Source organism: Pandoraea sp. (genome assembly GCF_041919235.1).
Classification (GTDB): domain Bacteria; phylum Pseudomonadota; class Gammaproteobacteria; order Burkholderiales; family Burkholderiaceae; genus Pandoraea.
This window is the reverse complement of the sequence record NZ_JAYRUC010000003.1, coordinates 223,718-239,148: the sequence shown is the minus strand read 5'-3', so window position 1 is coordinate 239,148 and position 15,431 is coordinate 223,718. Positions and strand designations below refer to the sequence as shown.

The window sequence follows — 15,431 nt, the reverse complement described above, 5'->3', positions numbered from 1 at the left end:
GCTGGCGGAAATGGACACGCCCCGGGCGATCGACCGGGGCCGAAGCTTTGCCGACGTCAGGCCACACGACGGCGGAACACCCAGAGCGAATCGTTCGACACGCTGTCGTCGAATGCGTAGCCTTCGCTGTCGAAGGCCTTGAGCTGCTGCACGTCGGTCACGCCGCGCTCGATCGCGTAACGCGCCATCAGACCGCGCGCACGCTTGGCGTAAAAGCTGATGATCTTGTACTTGCCGCTCTTCCAGTCTTCGAATACCGGCGTAATCACGGGCGCGGCCACCAGACGCCGCTTGATCACCTTGAAATACTCCTCGGACGCCAGATTCACGAGCACGCGACGTGCCTCGCCGTGCTCCGCGAGCGACGCGTTGATCGTCTGCGTCACACGTTCGCCCCAGAAGGCATACAGATCGCGCCCACGCTTGTTGGCAAAGCGCGTACCCATTTCCAGGCGATACGGCTGCAGCAGATCGAGCGGACGCAGCACGCCGTACAGGCCGGACAGAATGCGCAGATGCCGCTGCGCGAAGTCGAGCTGCGTGGCGTTCAGCGTGCGGGCAGCGAGCCCTTCGTACACATCGCCATTGAACGCAAGCACCGCTTGCTTGGCATTGCGCGTATCGAAACGCGGCGTCCAGTCGGCGTAGCGGGTCACGTTGAGCGCGGCGAGTTGATCGGAAATGCTCATGAGCGAGCCCACCTGTGCCGGGCTCAGTTCGCGCAGGCCGTCGATCAGTTCGGCAGCGTCGTCGACGAACTGTGGCACGGTGTGCGTGCTCACGTGCGGCGGCGTTTCATAATCGAGCGATTTGGCCGGCGAGAGAACAATTATCATATCGGGTGCAGCGTTCCTGCGAAAACGAAAAACCCACATTCTATCCAATGCGTCAAAACGCTGTCGCCACGCCCGCCGAACGGGCCTTCGCCGAACATCTCGATACGCTTGCCATGCCGCCGCGCGTGGTACTCGACACCAATGTCTGGATCGACCTGCTCGTCTTCGACGATCCCGTCGCGCGTCCGGTGCGCGACGCCCTCGTCGAGCGCCGCCTCACGGCCCTCATCGCGCCACGCTGCCGCGACGAACTCGCCGTGGTGCTCACCTACCCGCAATTTGCGTCGCGCGAGATCGACAGGGACGTCGCGCTCGCCTGGGTCGACGCGCACACGCACCGTATCGTCGTGCCGGAAGACGCCGCGCCAGGCACACCACTGCCGTTGTGCCGCGACCGCGACGATCAAAAATTCCTCGAAGCCGCGCGCGACGGTCACGCGCACTGGCTCGTCAGCAAAGACAAAGACGTACTCAAGCTGCGAAGCCGGGTGGCGCGACAGTTCGGGTTTCGTATCGTGACGGCGAGCGCCTTCACGTCGCTGCTGGTCCCGGGCGGGTGATCGCCGAGCGTCGCGCTGGATTGGGCGCGGACTGGCTGCGGTAAATCCGAAAACCAGGGAAAGCCGCAGTCGGACGCCCGCATGCCTGGCGCGGCGGCGTTAGAATGGCCCCCTGATCAATGCATCGTCGACCGCCCACATGAACGCGCCTCACACCGCCTCTACCGTCCCCGCCGCACAGTGGGTCGCCCCGCCGCTCGCCTCGCGTCTGCCGAACGTCGGCACCACCATCTTCACTGTGATGTCGGCGCTCGCCGCCGAGAAGCAGGCGGTGAACCTCGGTCAGGGCTTCCCCGATTTCGCGTGCGATCCGAAGATCGTTGACGCGGTCGCACGCGCCATGCGCGAAGACCATAACCAGTACCCGCCAATGGCGGGCGTCCCGGCGCTGCGTCAGGCCATTGCCGACAAGATCGGCAAGCGCTACGGGCAGCACTACGACTGGAACACGGAAATCACCGTGACCGCCGGTGCCACGCAGGCACTGCTCACCGCCATTCTCGCGACCGTGCATCCGGGCGACGAGGTGATCGTGTTCGAGCCAACGTACGATAGTTACGTTCCATCGATCGAGCTGGCCGGCGGCAAGCCGGTGTTCATCACGCTCGAAGCCCCCGAGTTCCGCATTCCGTTCGACAAGTTGGCGGCGGCGATCACACCGCGCACGCGTCTGATCCTGTTCAACACCCCGCACAATCCTAGCGGCACGGTGTGGCATGAGCACGAACTCACGAAGTTGGCCGAGATCGTGGCGGGCACCGACATTCTGCTGATCTCGGACGAGGTCTATGAACACATGGTGTACGACGGCAAGCGTCACGAGAGCGTGGCGCGGCACCCCGAGCTCGCGCGCCGCAGCTTCATCGTGTCGAGCTTCGGCAAGACGTATCACGTGACGGGCTGGAAGGTGGGCTACGTTGCGGCACCGGCGTCGCTCTCGGCGGAATTCCGCAAGGTGCATCAATTCAACGTGTTCACCGTCAACACACCGATGCAGGTCGGGCTGGCGGATTACTTGCGCGACCCTGCGCCGTACCTGGAACTGTCGAACTTCTATCAGAAGAAGCGCGACCTGTTCCGCGAGGGCCTCGCGGGCACGCGCTTCAAGCTGCTGCCCTGCGAAGGGACCTACTTCCAGTGCGTGGATTACAGCGCGATCAGCGACATGAGCGAAGCCGACTTCGCACTTTGGCTGACCGGCGAAATCGGCGTGGCGGCCATTCCCGTCTCGGCGTTCTATCACGAGCCGCATGAATCGGGCGTGGTGCGTTTCTGCTTCGCCAAGAAAGACGACACCCTGCGCGAGGCGCTGACACGACTCGCCAAGATCTGACACCGGCACAGGTCCCCAGACGGCAAACGGGCCGCAAAATCCGAAGACATTGCAGCCCGTTCGTTTTGACACAGCGAGTCATGCCAGGCGCGCCCCCCGGACTCGCCTGTCCAGATGTGATTGCCTGCTGATCGGTCAGGCGAATTCCGGCGGCACGTCTTACCCGCGAATCGCACCGGCTTGCTCCGCCGAATTGCTCCGCCGACTTATCTCGGTGGCTGAACTCAGAGGCTGAACTCAGAGGCTGAACTCAGTGGCTAATTTCAGTGGCTTAACTCAGTGGCTAATCTCAGCGGCTTAACTCAGCGGCTTAACTCAGCGGCAAATCTCAGCGACTTAGCTCACCGGCGGCGCCTGCCGGCCTATTCCGCCGATTCCACCGATTCCACCGATTCCGCCTATTCCGCCTGCTTCGACTGCCGCGCCTGCTGATAAGCCTTTTGCTCGGCACGCATGCGCTGAAACGATTCCCGCTCGGCAAGCCGCTTGCCATACGCCTTCCAGTCGATGTCAGCGGCTTGCAGAAAGTCCTCGCCGTAGACGGCTTGCGTGGCCATGCCAAGGATCGGCAAATGGATGCCGGCGGCCACGTCGGCCATCGAGAACGTATCGCCCGCCACGTAAGGCGCAAACTTCGCGAGCCGCTTGAACGCCACAATGTTCCGGCGCAGCAGCTTCTCCGTGCGACCACGCGTGCCATCCGACACCGTCGCGCCGAAGAACGCCTGCCCGTATACCTCGCGCACGACCAACTCGAGATGAAGCTCCACCATCGTGATCAATTCGCGTTCCTTCGCCTGCCGCCACGGATCTGTCGAGAACAGCGCGGGCGACGGATGCGTCGCCTCGAGAAAGTCGCATATCACCTGCGACTCGGACAGAAATCCGTTCTCCGTCTCCAGGTAGGGCACCTTACCGAGCGGCGAACATTGCAACATCGACTCGTCCTGACAAGGAATCGACTCGGACTCGTCGAAGGACAATCCCTTCTCGTACAGTACAACCTTGACCTTGTTGTAATAGTTGCTGATGGGAAAACCGTACAACTTCAACATGATGTCTCCGATGCGGCAGGGCCGGCGCCTCATGGGTCGTCGAGGCGCGGCGGTCCACGCGCAGTGTCATGATGCGTCTTTGGTGCGCTGCCGTTAGCGACGGCAGCACCTCTTTTTTGGCTACAGGCCGCGTGACGGCTGCGGCACCGTGCTCGATCGACACGTTCACGGTGCACGCGCGCGACGCACGACGTGCGACCGATGTGTCATGCGCCGCCGAAGCGACCGGCGGCACCCCGCAGTGTACCGGCATCGCACGATGGTTCGTCAAACGCGCGCGCCGGAAAACGTCCCGAAATCCGACAGCCCAACCGGCGGTGCGCCAGGCGTCCTCACGTTCGCCGCCGACCGCCCAGCGGAACAGGCGCTGGCAGCCGCAGCGAGATCGGCGACAATAGCGGCAACGCAGCTCGGGCATCCGTTTGCATCGTCTGGCGACGCGTCAGGAAATTCATTTCCCGACCGACCGGTCGGACGATAGAATGATGCAGCGCGAGCGCACTCGCGCTGTGTGCGCCGACAGAACGACACCGATCGACGACAATCGACCCCCATTTCGAGACACTCCGAATGACTGCATCCTCCTCCCCGGCATCCGCGCGCTCCCCCGGCAATTCCATCGATGTTCTGGGCATCGTCGGCGCGGGCGCCATGGGCCGTGGCATCGCCCAGATCGCCGCGCAGGCGGGCCTGCGTGTGATGCTGTACGACACCGATGCCAGCGCCGTGCAGACCGCGCTGGACACCCTGCGCGATACGCTCGAAAAACTTGCCGCGAAGGGCAAGATCGACGCGTCGAGCGTCGAGGCGACGATGGGCCGTCTGCACGCGTGCAACGTCCTCGAAGATTTGGCCGATTGCCAACTCGTGGTCGAAGCCATCATCGAGAAGCTCGAGATCAAGCGTGATCTGTTCCGCTCGCTCGAAAGTATCGTCGCAACCGATGCGATCCTCGCATCGAACACGTCGTCGCTGTCGATCACGGCCATTGCTGCGGCGTGCGAGCGTCCTGAGCGCGTAGCCGGCTATCACTTCTTCAACCCGGTGCCGCTCATGAAGGTGGTCGAGGTCATCGACGGCCTGCGTACCGCCCCCGAGGTCGGCGACGCCCTGCTCGCACTGGGTCGGCGCATGGGGCACACGGCCGTGCGTTGCAAAGACATGCCGGGCTTCATCGTCAATCACGCCGGACGCGGCATGAACACCGAAGGCCTGCGCGTGGCGAGCGAAGGCGTGGCGAGCTTTGCCGATATCGACCGCATTCTGCGCGAGCAGGCAGGTTTCCGTCTCGGCACGTTCGAACTGCTCGACCTCACCGCGCTCGACGTCTCGCATCCGGTAATGGAGTCGATCTACCACCAGTTCTACGAAGAAGCGCGCTTCCGCCCGTCGCCGATCACTGCCGTGCGCTTTGCCGGCGGACTTCTCGGACGCAAGGTTGGCGAGGGCTTCTATCGCTATGTCGACGGCAAGCAGCAGGTGCCGCCCGAGACACCGGCGCCCGACACGCTGCCCGCCAGCGTCTGGGTGAGCCGTGCCGATATGCGCGGCTTCGCAGCCGTGGTCGAACTGCTCGGCCCGACGGGCGTGCCCATCGAGGGCGGCGACAAACCGTCCGAGACGGCGCTCATCGTGGTCACCCCACTCGGTCTCGACGCCACGACCTGTGCTGTCGAACAGGGCCTCGACGCCGCACGCACGGTGGCCATCGATACGCTGCTGCCGCTCGCAGGCGCGAAGCGCCACACGTTGATGACCACGCCGGTGACCACACCCGACGCGCGCAATGCCGCGCACGCCCTGTTCGCGCACGGCGGCACGCCGGTGACGGTGATCCGTGACTCGGCGGGCTTTGTCGCCCAGCGCGTGATCGCCACCATCGTGAACATTGGCGCGGACATCGCACAACAACGCATCGCCACGCCGGGCGACATCGATCGCGCCGTGACGCTGGGCCTGGGCTACGCCAAGGGCCCGCTCGCGCTGGGTGACGCCATCGGCGCACGCCAATTGCTCACCGTGCTGCGCAATCTGCAATCGTTTTACGGCGACCAACGTTATCGTCCGTCGCCGTGGCTCACCCGCCGTGCGCAACTGGGCGTATCGCTGCTGACCGAAGAACAATGACCCGGAGACTTCACTCATGAGCGCCGAACTCCTTGCCGAACGCGTCGACCACACGTTGGTGCTGACGCTGTCGAACCCCGGGGCGCGCAACGCACTGCACCCCGACATGTACGCCGCCGGCGTGGAAGCGTTGGCCACGGCCGAGCGCGATGCGTCGGTGCGGGCCGTGGTGCTCACCGGTGCCGACAATTTTTTCTGCGCGGGCGGCAACCTCAATCGGCTGCTCGAGAATCGTCGGAAAGATCCATCGGTGCAGGCGGCGAGTATCGACGCGCTGGCCGAATGGATCGACGCGCTGCGCGCGTGCCCGAAGCCGATCATCGCGGCCGTCGAGGGGGCGGCCGCCGGCGCGGGGTTTTCGCTCGCGCTCGCGTGCGATCTGCTCGTGGCGGCCGACAACGCCAAGTTCGTGATGGCCTACGTCAAGGTCGGCCTCACGCCCGATGGCGGCGGCTCGTGGTTTCTCTCGCAGGCACTGCCCCGCCCGCTCGCGACCGAAATACTGCTCGAAGGCAAGCCGGTGGCGGCGTCGCGTCTGGCCGCAGCCGGGCTCGTCAACCGCGTGGTTGCGCCGGGCCAGGCGCGTGCCGAGGCGCTGAACTGGGCGACCGATCTCGCACAGCTTTCGCCGAATGCGGTCGGCCGCATCAAGTCGCTCATCCAGAGCGGCGCCAGCGAGACGCTCACGTCGCAGTTGCAGGCTGAGCGCGATAATTTCGTCGCCTCGCTCCACCATGCAGACGGCTTGGAAGGTATCAGCGCCTTCCTCGAGAAACGTCCGGCAAAATACGCCTGATCGCGTCACGCATCGGCGGCGCCCACGAACCTCGGACGGGCGCCGCCGGTCAATGCTTTGCCGCCGTCCCCGATGGACTGCGGGCCCCGTTCAGGAGAATTTCCGCATGCGCTCACTCGGCCAACTTGGCCCCGCCGCCGACCCCTTGGCATTCACGCCACCGCAGCGTCGGCGCATCTACCTCATGCGCCATGGCGACGTCACGTACTTCGACGACAGCGGCAAGCCCATCGACGCCGATACCGTTGCGCTCAACGCGCTGGGGCGCGCACAAGCCAGCGCCGCCGGGCGTGCCTTTGCCACCGAGAACATCCGTTTCGATCGAGTGATCGTGAGCGGCCTGCCCCGCACCCGAGAGACTGCCGAGCGCGTGATTGCAGAGACGGGGCAGCAGATCGATATCGAGACGTGGACGTGCTGGCAGGAGATTCGCGCGGGCAGCCTCTCCGAGCTTCCACCCGCCGAGATTGCGCAAGCGTTTCTGAGTGCCTTCGACGGCCTCGTGCCTGAAGACACCCGGTTCATGAACGGCGAATCCGTGCGCGAGTTGCTCGACCGCGTGGTGCCTGCACTGGCGGAACTGCGGGCCGATACGTCGTGGGACACGGTGCTGCTGGTGTTGCATGGGGGCGTGAACCGCGCGATTCTCTCGCATGCCATGCATCCGCGCGGACGGCTGTTTCTGGGCCAACTCGCCCAGACCCCTGCGTGCATCAATGCCCTCGACGTGGGCGACAAGCCCGAGGACTGGGTCGTGCGCCTGATGAACTTCGCGCCGCCGCAGCCGCTGCATCGCGACAATCGGCTCACCGTCATGGAGAAGATCTTCGCGTCGTTCCTGCGAACGCGAAAACGCGGATAGGCACGCAGACCGCCGGCCGAGCGCTTGCCGCCGCGCCTGGAAGGTCGACCGCCCGGCAAACCCGCAACGCGGTCGGCATCGTGAGTGCCGGCAACGCCGTCACAATCAACGCAGTACCGGAAATGCAGGAGACAGCATGGCCGAGGAGCTTCCGCAGGACTTTTCCGCATTTGCAGGCGAACGCGCGCTGGATGGGCGCGTGCCTTTCGATACCGCCGCGCTCGAACGCTGGCTCGCCGCGCACGTCGACGGCTTTGCCGGGCCGCTGACGCTCACGCAATTCAACGGCGGTCAATCCAATCCGACCTATCGCCTGACCACGCCCGGCGCCGCCTACGTACTGCGCACCAAGCCCGCGCCGGCGGCCAGACTTCTGCCGTCTGCCCACGCCATCGAGCGCGAGTATCGTGTGATGGATGCCCTCGCAGGCACCGACGTCCCTGTCGCCCGCATGCGAGGCTTATGCGAAGACGAAAGCGTGATCGGGCTGGCGTTCTACGTCATGGATTTCGTGCAGGGACGCGTGCTGTGGGACCCGTCGCTGCCCGGCATGACGCGGGCGCAGCGCACTGCCATCTACGATGAGATGAACCGCGTCATCTCAGCGCTGCACCGGGTCGACTATCGCAGCGTCGGGCTCGAGTCTTACGGCAAGCCAGGCGACTATATCGCGCGGCAGATCACCCGGTGGAGCAAGCAGTACCGTGCTTCGCAGACCCAGACCATCGACGCCATGGACCGGCTCATCGACTGGCTGCCCGCCCATCTGCCCACCGGCGTGCCCGAGCGCACGACCATCGTGCATGGCGACTTCCGCATCGACAACCTGATCTTCCATCCAAGCGAGCCGCGCGTGCTCGCCGTGCTCGACTGGGAACTGTCGACACTCGGCGACCCGCTCGCCGACTTCAGTTACCACTGCATGGCGTGGCACGTCAGCCCCGGGGTGTTTCGCGGTATTGCCGGTCTCGACTGGCAAGCCCTCGGCATACCGGACGAAAGCGCCTACGTCGCCCGATACAGCGAACGTACGGGCATCGCCCAGCCCGCGCAGTGGTATTTCTATCTCGCCTACAACATGTTCCGCATCGCAGCGATCCTGCAAGGCATCATGAAGCGTGTCGCCGAAGGCACCGCCGCCAGCCAGCAGGCGCTCGACGCAGGCCAGCGCGCGCGTCCGATGGCCGAACTCGCCTGGGCGTACGCGCAGCGCAGCATGCGCCCCAACAACACCGGCAGTCACTGAACGGAGAGCTCATGGATTTCAGCTACAGCCCGAAAGTCGAAGCGTTGCGTGCGCGCCTCACGGCGTTCTTCGACGAACACATCTTCCCTAACGAGCGACGCTATCTCGAAGAGATCGAGATCGCACGGCGCCATGGCGATGCCTGGCAGCCGTCGCAGGTCATCGAGCGCCTCAAGCCGCTGGCACGACAGGCAGGACTGTGGAACCTGTTTCTCCCCGATTCCGGGCGCGGCGCAGGGCTGACCAACGTCGAGTACGCACCGCTTTGCGAGATCATGGGCCAGGTCCCCTGGGCGCCGGAAGTCTTCAATTGCAATGCACCCGACACCGGCAACATGGAAACGCTCGAGCGCTACGCAACCGACGCTCAAAAGACGCAATGGCTCGAACCGTTGCTGCGCGGCGAGATCCGCTCCGCGTTCCTGATGACGGAGCCCGACGTCGCCTCTTCCGACGCCACCAACGTGCAATGCCGCATTCGCCGCGACGGCGACGACTACGTCATCAGCGGCCGCAAGTGGTGGTCGACGGGGGCAGGCGACCCGCGTTGCGCCCTCTATATCGTGATGGGCAAGACAGACCCGGACGCGCCAAAGCACGCGCAACAGTCGATGGTGCTCGTGCCGTCCGACGCCCAGGGCATTTCACGCGTGCGCCCGCTCACGGTCTTCGGTTACGACGACGCCCCGCACGGCCACATGGATATCGTGCTTGACGAGGTTCGTGTCCCTGCGAGCAGCCTGCTGCTCGGCGAGGGCCGCGGCTTCGAAATCGCCCAGGGGCGTCTTGGCCCGGGGCGCATTCACCACTGCATGCGCCTCATCGGACTGGCCGAGCGCGCACTCTCGCTAATGTGTCGACGCACGCTCTCACGCGTGGCGTTCGGCAAGCCGATCGCGGCGCAGGGGGTCACGCGCGAGCGCATCGCCGAGGCGCGATGTCTGATCGAACAGGCGCGCCTGCTCACGCTCAAGGCGGCTTACGTGATGGATACGGCGGGCAACAAAGCGGCGCGCGCCGAGATCGCCATGATCAAGGTCGTCGCGCCGACCATGGCGTGCCAGGTGCTCGATTGGGCGATGCAGGCGCACGGCGCGGCGGGTCTTTCCGGTGATTTCCCGCTGGCCTATGCCTACGCGAGCGCACGCACGTTGCGCTTCGCGGACGGCCCGGACGAAGTCCATCGCAATGCCATCGCCAAACTGGAGCTGGCACGGTACATGAGCGCCGACACCGACGGGGCCCACTGACCCCACGCCCGGCAGGGACAAACGTTCTGTGGTGTAATTTCCGGGCAGCTTTTCCCGGGGGGCGACGCGCGTGCCCCCCGCCTGTTTCGCCATCTGTGTCGCACCGTGCCGGGCGCCTGACGGGATCGTCGCTGTGCCTGACGGGGAATCGCGTCGACCGACGCCTCAACAAGGAGCCGCAATTGATTCAGGTCTACTCCTGGGCCACGCCCAACGGCCACAAGGTCCACATCATGCTCGAAGAGTGCGGGTTGCCCTACCACGCACACGCCGTCGATATCGGCGCGGGCGATCAGTTCAAGGACGACTTTCTCGCCATCTCGCCGAACAACAAGATTCCCGCCATCGTCGACGAAGACGGCCCCGACGGCAAGCCGATCTCGCTGTTCGAGTCGGGGGCGATCCTGCTGTATCTGGCGGGCAAGACCGGGCGCTTCCTGCCCGATGACGTGCGCGGCAAGTACGAAACGCTCGAATGGCTGATGTTCCAGATGGGGGGCGTGGGACCGATGCTCGGTCAGGCGCACCACTTCCGGATCTACGCCCCCGAGAAGATCGATTACGCGATCAAGCGCTACACGAACGAGGCCCGGCGTCTGTATGGCGTGCTCGACCGCCGGCTGGGCACGCATCCGTATATTGCAGGCGACATGTACACCATCGCCGACATCGCGATCTGGCCGTGGCTGCGCTCGTGGAAGAATCAAGGGGTCGAGCTCTCGGACTTTCCCCATGTGCAGAAGTGGTTCGAGGCCATTGAGGCGCGTCCGGCGGTGCAGCGCGGCGTCAAGGTGCTTGCCGACGCACGTAAGCCATTGCAGGACGACAAGGCCCGCGAAATGCTGTTCGGCGACACGCAGTACGCTCGCCGCTAGGCCGCACACAGCCCGCTCCCCGTCCAAGCAGCCGCGATTGCGCTTTCTCGCTCCCCGGCCTTGTCGCGCGCCATTGACCGTGGTCAGGCCGGGTGCGGCGCGAAGTGGTTTACACTTCGAAACATACTGCGGTTTCGCCGGGACGCTGGCGGTGCTAATCTAAGCGAACTACGTTCAGTGCGCGGGTACGCCGAATACGTTCTCGAAGTCGTTTTCCATACGTCCCGACGCGGCTGGCCGCCGTCGTCCCCTTGCAGTTCGCAGTCCCTCGCCGCTGGCTTTTGGAAGATCCGGGAGATCCACATATGTCAGGCAAGTTCGAACTCAAGCGCAGCCCCAACGGTGAATTCCACTTTCACCTGCTGGCCGACAGCGGGCACATCATCCTCTCCTCCGAGACTTACAAAGCACGCGCCTCGGCGCAAAACGGCATCGAGTCCGTTCGCAAAAACTCGGCCGAGGATCACCGTTTCGAGCGCAAGACATCGACGTCGGGGCGGCCCTATTTCGTGCTCAAGGCGCGCAATGGCGAGATCATCGGCCAGAGCCAGATGTTCTCGACGGCCGAGCAAATGGAAGACGGCATCACTCAGGTCAAACGCGATGCCCCTGCAGCGTCGGTCAGTGATTTGTCGCACTGAGCGCGCGGGGCGACTGGGCGAAGTACCGGGCGCTCGACCGGTAGCTTGCGTGCTTCAGACGGCGCGCTTCAGGTAGAGCCCTGTTCCCCGGAAGCGGCATACCTCTTCGCCGTGCTGATTGGTGGCGGTCCAGAGCTGCCGCACGATGCCGCGATCCGGCCGGCTCTTGGATGCGCGCACTTCCAGCGTGCTGCTCGTCACTGTAATCGTGTCGCCCGGGCGCACCGGCTTGAGCCATTCGATCTGCTCGACACCGGGCGAGCCCATGCTCGACGAGCGCGAGAGCAGATTGTCGACGTTCATCCGCATCATGATGCTGCACGTATGCCAGCCGCTGGCCACCAGACCGCCAAAATGCGACTCGCGCCCCGCCGCTTCGTCGACATGAAAAGGCTGTGGGTCGAATTGCCGGGCAAAGTGCACGATCTCGTCCGCCGTGAACGTGTATTCGCCCAGATCGAAGGTGTCACCGACCGCGAAGTCTTCGAAGTAATACTCGAGCGTGGCCATCGCTACCTCCTCGCTGCAGCGCGCCCGTGCCATGCGTCAGGCGTGCAAGTATGGAATATGCGCAAGGCGTGGAAAACCGCACCCCGCCCCTCGAGACACTCACGCACTTACTGTAACGTATCCTTGAAGCCCTCGGGAATGGGGAGCGGCATCACGTCGATACCCTCCTCCGCGAGCGCCTCGCTCTCGTCGCGCGAGACCGTGCCGCGAATATTGCGCTCCGGGGCTTCCTGGTAATGGATCCTGCGCGCTTCCTCGGCAAAATTGCTGCCGACATCTTCCGTGTTCGCCATGACATGACGCACGGCTTTCATCCAGAGCGCCTGGAGCGCGTGCTTCGCTTTGCCCGCGTCCGGTGAGACCGCCTCGCTGCGGTCCGGCACGGCCGGGGCACCGTCGGTACGAGCGGTACGAGCGGCACGAGCGGTTGCTCCCGACAAGTTCAGACGCGGCGCCGACGGCATGCGAACGATCTCCGTGCCGCCGCAGACGGGGCACGTCACCAGTCCCCGCGCTTGCTGGGCAAGGTAATCGTCCTCCGAGCCGAACCAGCCCTCGAAGGTGTGCTCGTGCGCACAACGCAAATCAAAAACCTTCATGACGCGATGGGTGTTTGCCGGACTGCACCAAGGGTAGCGCGCCGGATCGAAAAATGGACGATGGGTCAGCGCAGCGGCGAACGCTCGCTCGGCTGCCAGACTCCCGATAATATCTTTTCCAGCCAAAACGTGCCGATGATCGATTTCACGTCGGTGATACGACCGTCTCGCACCCATTGCAGAAGCTCGGTGGCCGGCATCTTGAACACGTCGAGAAACTCGCCCTCGTCGAGACGCTGCTCGCCGGGCGTGAGGTCGCGCGCGAGCCAGATGTCGATGAATTCCGTCGAGTACGAGATCACCGGGTGAATGCGCGTGAGGTAGTCCCAGCGCTCGGCGCGATATCCCGTCTCCTCCAGCAGTTCCCGCTGACCGCACGCCAGTCCGCCTTCGGCTTCGTCGAGCTTGCCAGCCGGCAGCTCCGTCATCACGCGCTTGAGCGGATATCGATACTGACGCTCCATGAGCACCTGCGCGTCGTCGAAGAGCGGGATCACCATGACCGCCCCGGGGTGGGTCGTGTATTCCCGAGTTGTCGTCTTCCCGTCGGGCAAACGCACGCGGTCGCGCTTGATGGTCAGGAACGATCCGTCATAGACGGTCTCGGACGTCAGACACGTCTCAATCAGATGTTGATCGTCGAATTGACCTTGGGTCATAAGCCCTCCACGGCTGAAAATTGGCGAACCCAACACAAAACGCCGCCCAAGGGCGGCGTTTTGCGAAGCGTACATCTCAGGCAGTCGCCGGTCGATGACGCCACAGGTACCGATACACGAAGCCTGGAAACGCAAACACGACGAACAGACTCGCCGTGACTGCATAGAATTGCCAGCTCTGCGAAAACACGTTACCGATGCCCGACTCGATCAAATGACCCAGTGCACCCACTACGAAGTACACCACCGCCATCTCGACCAACCGTAGCCAAAGTGGCTTGACTGCCCATTTGAGCCCAACGAGACCCAACAGGCGCTGGTTCACGAATGGCAGATTCGCACCCAGCACGGCCAGCAGAATCACAAGCGCACCGCCTGCCGACATGCCCATCGTTGTTTCCCTCCGCCTGTTGGTCTTTCGGATCTCTCGGATCTCTCGGAGGCTGGCGCGGCCGTCTCGGCCCGCCCTGCCCCTTTTTCATCACTTCCGTCGCTTTCGTCGCTTCCGTCGCTTCCGCGAGCTTTCGTCGGCTTTCGCCGCGATTCGCCGCGATTCGCCGCGCTTTGCCGCGTTTTGCTTTCCGAACGCTCAGCCGCTTAGCTGGCCAGCGTCAGTTTAATGGTACGCAGGCACCAATCCATCAGCGAGCCCGGCATCAGGCCCAGATAAAGCAGTACCAGACCGTTGAGCGACAGGACGAAGCGCATTGTGCCGCTGCCTTGCAGCGCGTTGGTGTCGTCGGGCTTGTCGAAGTACATCAGCTTGACGACTCGCAGGTAGTAGAACGCCCCAATCAGCGAAGCGATCACGGCGACGACCGCCAACCACACCATGCCCGCGTTCACCACGGCTTCGAGCACAGCCAGCTTGGCATAGAAGCCTGCGAGCGGCGGAATGCCGGCCAGCGAGAACATCAACATCAACATCACGAACGCGAACCACGGACTCCGCTGATTCAGGCCCTTCAGATCCGAGAGGTTCTCGGCTTCGAAGCCCTGGCGCGAGAGCAGCAGCACGATACCGAACGTGCCGAGCGTCGTCAGCAGATAGATCACGCTGTAGAACAGCGACGACCCGTAGGCGTCGGCGATACCGTCGATCTTGCCGCCCACCACGCCCGAGAGCATGCCCAGCAGCACGAAGCCCATGTGCGAGATCGTCGAGTACGCGAGCAGACGCTTGACGTTGGTCTGCACGATGGCCGTCAGGTTACCGATCACCAGCGAGAGTACGGCCAGAATGATCAGCATCTGCTGCCAGTCGATCGCCAGCGGCAACATGCCTTCGACGAGCAAGCGCAGCAGCAGCGCGAAGGCACCCAGCTTCGGTGCGCCGCCGATGAGCAGCGTGACCGGCGTGGGCGCGCCCTGGTAGACGTCAGGCACCCACATGTGGAACGGCGCGGCGCCGAGCTTGAATGCCAGGCCGGCCACCACGAAGACGATGCCGAACAGCAGCACGACCTTGTTCACGGCACCCGACGCGATGACTTCGAAGACCTTGGAGAGTTCGAGCGAACCGGTCGCGCCATACATCATCGACATGCCGTACAGCAGGAAGCCCGATGCGAGCGCGCCCAGCACGTAGTACTTCATGGCCGACTCGGTTGCGTTCGTCGAATCGCGCCACACAGCGGCAAGGGCGTACAGCGACAGCGACATCAATTCCAGACCCAGATACAGCGTCAGGAAGTTGTTGCCCGAGATCATCACCGACAGGCCCAGCAGCGAGAACAGACTGAGGACGTAGAAGTCGCCGCGAGCGAGACCGCGCGCTTCAAGATACTTCTGGCCGTAGATGAACGTGACGAACGTAGCCAGTCCACCGAAGGCCTTGAGCAGGTTCGACATCGGATCGGCGACGAACACATTGCCGAACAGGTAGTGCGAGGCCGGATCAGCCGCGTTGCAGGCCCACAGCACGGTCACGACCGCAGACGTGATGAGCGCCAGCACGTAGTTCAGCTTGCGCGTCTGGCCGAGGAACGCGTCGCACATCATGATCACGAGGATCATGAGCAGGAGAATGGCCTCCGGCAGTGCAGGCAGCAGATTAATGTTTTGCATGATCTAGATTTCCTC

General features: G+C 64.0%; 16 protein-coding genes. 9 read left to right on the top strand and 7 right to left on the bottom strand.

Features of this window, described 5'->3' with window-relative positions; translation table 11 throughout:
- Positions 1–56: 56 nt before the first annotated feature.
- The gene (yaaA, locus tag ACE3UG_RS03925; RefSeq protein WP_374619905.1) at positions 57–836 is read right to left on the bottom strand and encodes a peroxide stress protein YaaA; all 780 of its coding nucleotides are present in this window, start codon (positions 834–836) and stop codon (positions 57–59) included.
- 113 nt (positions 837–949) lie between these two features.
- Here yaaA and ACE3UG_RS03920 point away from each other — a divergent pair, with 113 nt between their 5' ends.
- Positions 950–1,396: a putative toxin-antitoxin system toxin component, PIN family gene (locus ACE3UG_RS03920; RefSeq protein ID WP_374619958.1), complete on the top strand. Its 447-nt coding sequence runs from the start codon at positions 950–952 to the stop codon at positions 1,394–1,396.
- 139 nt (positions 1,397–1,535) lie between these two features.
- The gene (locus tag ACE3UG_RS03915; protein ID WP_374619902.1) at positions 1,536–2,729 is read left to right on the top strand and encodes a pyridoxal phosphate-dependent aminotransferase; all 1,194 of its coding nucleotides are present in this window, start codon (positions 1,536–1,538) and stop codon (positions 2,727–2,729) included.
- A 398-nt stretch (positions 2,730–3,127) separates the two neighbouring features.
- Here the strand turns inward: ACE3UG_RS03915 and ACE3UG_RS03910 are convergent, their stop codons facing one another.
- Positions 3,128–3,784, bottom strand: a complete 657-nt coding sequence (locus ACE3UG_RS03910; protein WP_374619899.1) for a glutathione S-transferase — start codon at positions 3,782–3,784, stop codon at positions 3,128–3,130.
- A 570-nt stretch (positions 3,785–4,354) separates the two neighbouring features.
- Between ACE3UG_RS03910 and ACE3UG_RS03905 the strand changes: the two genes are divergently transcribed.
- The 7 genes from ACE3UG_RS03905 to ACE3UG_RS03875 all read left to right on the top strand — a co-directional run bounded on the left by ACE3UG_RS03905 (position 4,355) and on the right by ACE3UG_RS03875 (position 11,581).
- On the top strand, positions 4,355–5,911 hold the full coding sequence (locus ACE3UG_RS03905) for a 3-hydroxyacyl-CoA dehydrogenase (RefSeq protein ID WP_374619896.1): 1,557 nt from the start codon (positions 4,355–4,357) through the stop codon (positions 5,909–5,911).
- Positions 5,912–5,927: 16 nt separating this feature from the next.
- A complete protein-coding gene (locus ACE3UG_RS03900; RefSeq protein WP_374619893.1) occupies positions 5,928–6,707 on the top strand; it encodes an oxepin-CoA hydrolase, alternative type in 780 nt (259 codons plus the stop codon).
- Positions 6,708–6,852: 145 nt separating this feature from the next.
- Positions 6,853–7,569 carry a histidine phosphatase family protein gene (locus ACE3UG_RS03895; RefSeq protein ID WP_374619955.1) on the top strand — a complete coding sequence of 239 codons (717 nt, stop codon included), beginning with the start codon at positions 6,853–6,855 and terminating at the stop codon, positions 7,567–7,569.
- A gap of 136 nt (positions 7,570–7,705) precedes the next feature.
- Positions 7,706–8,815 (top strand): phosphotransferase, encoded by a 1,110-nt coding sequence (locus tag ACE3UG_RS03890; protein WP_374619890.1) that lies wholly within the window; start codon positions 7,706–7,708, stop codon positions 8,813–8,815.
- A gap of 11 nt (positions 8,816–8,826) precedes the next feature.
- On the top strand, positions 8,827–10,065 hold the full coding sequence (locus ACE3UG_RS03885; RefSeq protein ID WP_374619887.1) for an acyl-CoA dehydrogenase family protein: 1,239 nt from the start codon (positions 8,827–8,829) through the stop codon (positions 10,063–10,065).
- 182 nt (positions 10,066–10,247) lie between these two features.
- A complete protein-coding gene (locus tag ACE3UG_RS03880) occupies positions 10,248–10,940 on the top strand; it encodes a glutathione binding-like protein (RefSeq protein WP_374619885.1) in 693 nt (230 codons plus the stop codon).
- 305 nt (positions 10,941–11,245) lie between these two features.
- Complete coding sequence (locus ACE3UG_RS03875; protein ID WP_374619883.1) at positions 11,246–11,581, top strand: YegP family protein; 336 nt, start codon at positions 11,246–11,248, stop codon at positions 11,579–11,581.
- 54 nt (positions 11,582–11,635) lie between these two features.
- On the opposite strand, the gene ACE3UG_RS03870 is transcribed toward ACE3UG_RS03875, so the two are convergent.
- The 5 genes from ACE3UG_RS03870 to nuoN form a co-directional block, all read right to left on the bottom strand.
- Entirely contained in the window at positions 11,636–12,091 is a 456-nt protein-coding gene (locus ACE3UG_RS03870; RefSeq protein WP_374619881.1) for a MaoC family dehydratase, read from the bottom strand.
- A 107-nt stretch (positions 12,092–12,198) separates the two neighbouring features.
- A complete protein-coding gene (locus ACE3UG_RS03865) occupies positions 12,199–12,690 on the bottom strand; it encodes a DUF1178 family protein (RefSeq protein WP_374619878.1) in 492 nt (163 codons plus the stop codon).
- 65 nt (positions 12,691–12,755) lie between these two features.
- Positions 12,756–13,349, bottom strand: a complete 594-nt coding sequence (locus ACE3UG_RS03860; RefSeq protein ID WP_374619876.1) for an NUDIX domain-containing protein — start codon at positions 13,347–13,349, stop codon at positions 12,756–12,758.
- 76 nt (positions 13,350–13,425) lie between these two features.
- Positions 13,426–13,740, bottom strand: coding sequence for a DUF2818 family protein (locus ACE3UG_RS03855; protein ID WP_374619874.1), 315 nt, complete (start codon positions 13,738–13,740; stop codon positions 13,426–13,428).
- A gap of 206 nt (positions 13,741–13,946) precedes the next feature.
- Positions 13,947–15,416 carry an NADH-quinone oxidoreductase subunit NuoN gene (nuoN, locus tag ACE3UG_RS03850; RefSeq protein WP_374619872.1) on the bottom strand — a complete coding sequence of 490 codons (1,470 nt, stop codon included), beginning with the start codon at positions 15,414–15,416 and terminating at the stop codon, positions 13,947–13,949.
- Between the last annotated feature and the right edge of the window lie 15 nt (positions 15,417–15,431).

What these genes read in the sequence shown, in the direction of transcription:
- yaaA (WP_374619905.1), bottom strand. Translation starts at nt 836, where the DNA reads ATGATAATTGTTCTCTCGCCGGCCAAATCGCTCGATTATGAAACGCCG.
- ACE3UG_RS03920 (WP_374619958.1), top strand. Translation starts at nt 950, where the DNA reads ATGCCGCCGCGCGTGGTACTCGACACCAATGTCTGGATCGACCTGCTC.
- ACE3UG_RS03915 (WP_374619902.1), top strand. Translation starts at nt 1,536, where the DNA reads ATGAACGCGCCTCACACCGCCTCTACCGTCCCCGCCGCACAGTGGGTC.
- ACE3UG_RS03910 (WP_374619899.1), bottom strand. Translation starts at nt 3,784, where the DNA reads ATGTTGAAGTTGTACGGTTTTCCCATCAGCAACTATTACAACAAGGTC.
- ACE3UG_RS03905 (WP_374619896.1), top strand. Translation starts at nt 4,355, where the DNA reads ATGACTGCATCCTCCTCCCCGGCATCCGCGCGCTCCCCCGGCAATTCC.
- ACE3UG_RS03900 (WP_374619893.1), top strand. Translation starts at nt 5,928, where the DNA reads ATGAGCGCCGAACTCCTTGCCGAACGCGTCGACCACACGTTGGTGCTG.
- ACE3UG_RS03890 (WP_374619890.1), top strand. Translation starts at nt 7,706, where the DNA reads ATGGCCGAGGAGCTTCCGCAGGACTTTTCCGCATTTGCAGGCGAACGC.
- ACE3UG_RS03885 (WP_374619887.1), top strand. Translation starts at nt 8,827, where the DNA reads ATGGATTTCAGCTACAGCCCGAAAGTCGAAGCGTTGCGTGCGCGCCTC.
- ACE3UG_RS03875 (WP_374619883.1), top strand. Translation starts at nt 11,246, where the DNA reads ATGTCAGGCAAGTTCGAACTCAAGCGCAGCCCCAACGGTGAATTCCAC.
- ACE3UG_RS03870 (WP_374619881.1), bottom strand. Translation starts at nt 12,091, where the DNA reads ATGGCCACGCTCGAGTATTACTTCGAAGACTTCGCGGTCGGTGACACC.
- ACE3UG_RS03865 (WP_374619878.1), bottom strand. Translation starts at nt 12,690, where the DNA reads ATGAAGGTTTTTGATTTGCGTTGTGCGCACGAGCACACCTTCGAGGGC.
- ACE3UG_RS03860 (WP_374619876.1), bottom strand. Translation starts at nt 13,349, where the DNA reads ATGACCCAAGGTCAATTCGACGATCAACATCTGATTGAGACGTGTCTG.
- ACE3UG_RS03855 (WP_374619874.1), bottom strand. Translation starts at nt 13,740, where the DNA reads ATGGGCATGTCGGCAGGCGGTGCGCTTGTGATTCTGCTGGCCGTGCTG.
- nuoN (WP_374619872.1), bottom strand. Translation starts at nt 15,416, where the DNA reads ATGCAAAACATTAATCTGCTGCCTGCACTGCCGGAGGCCATTCTCCTG.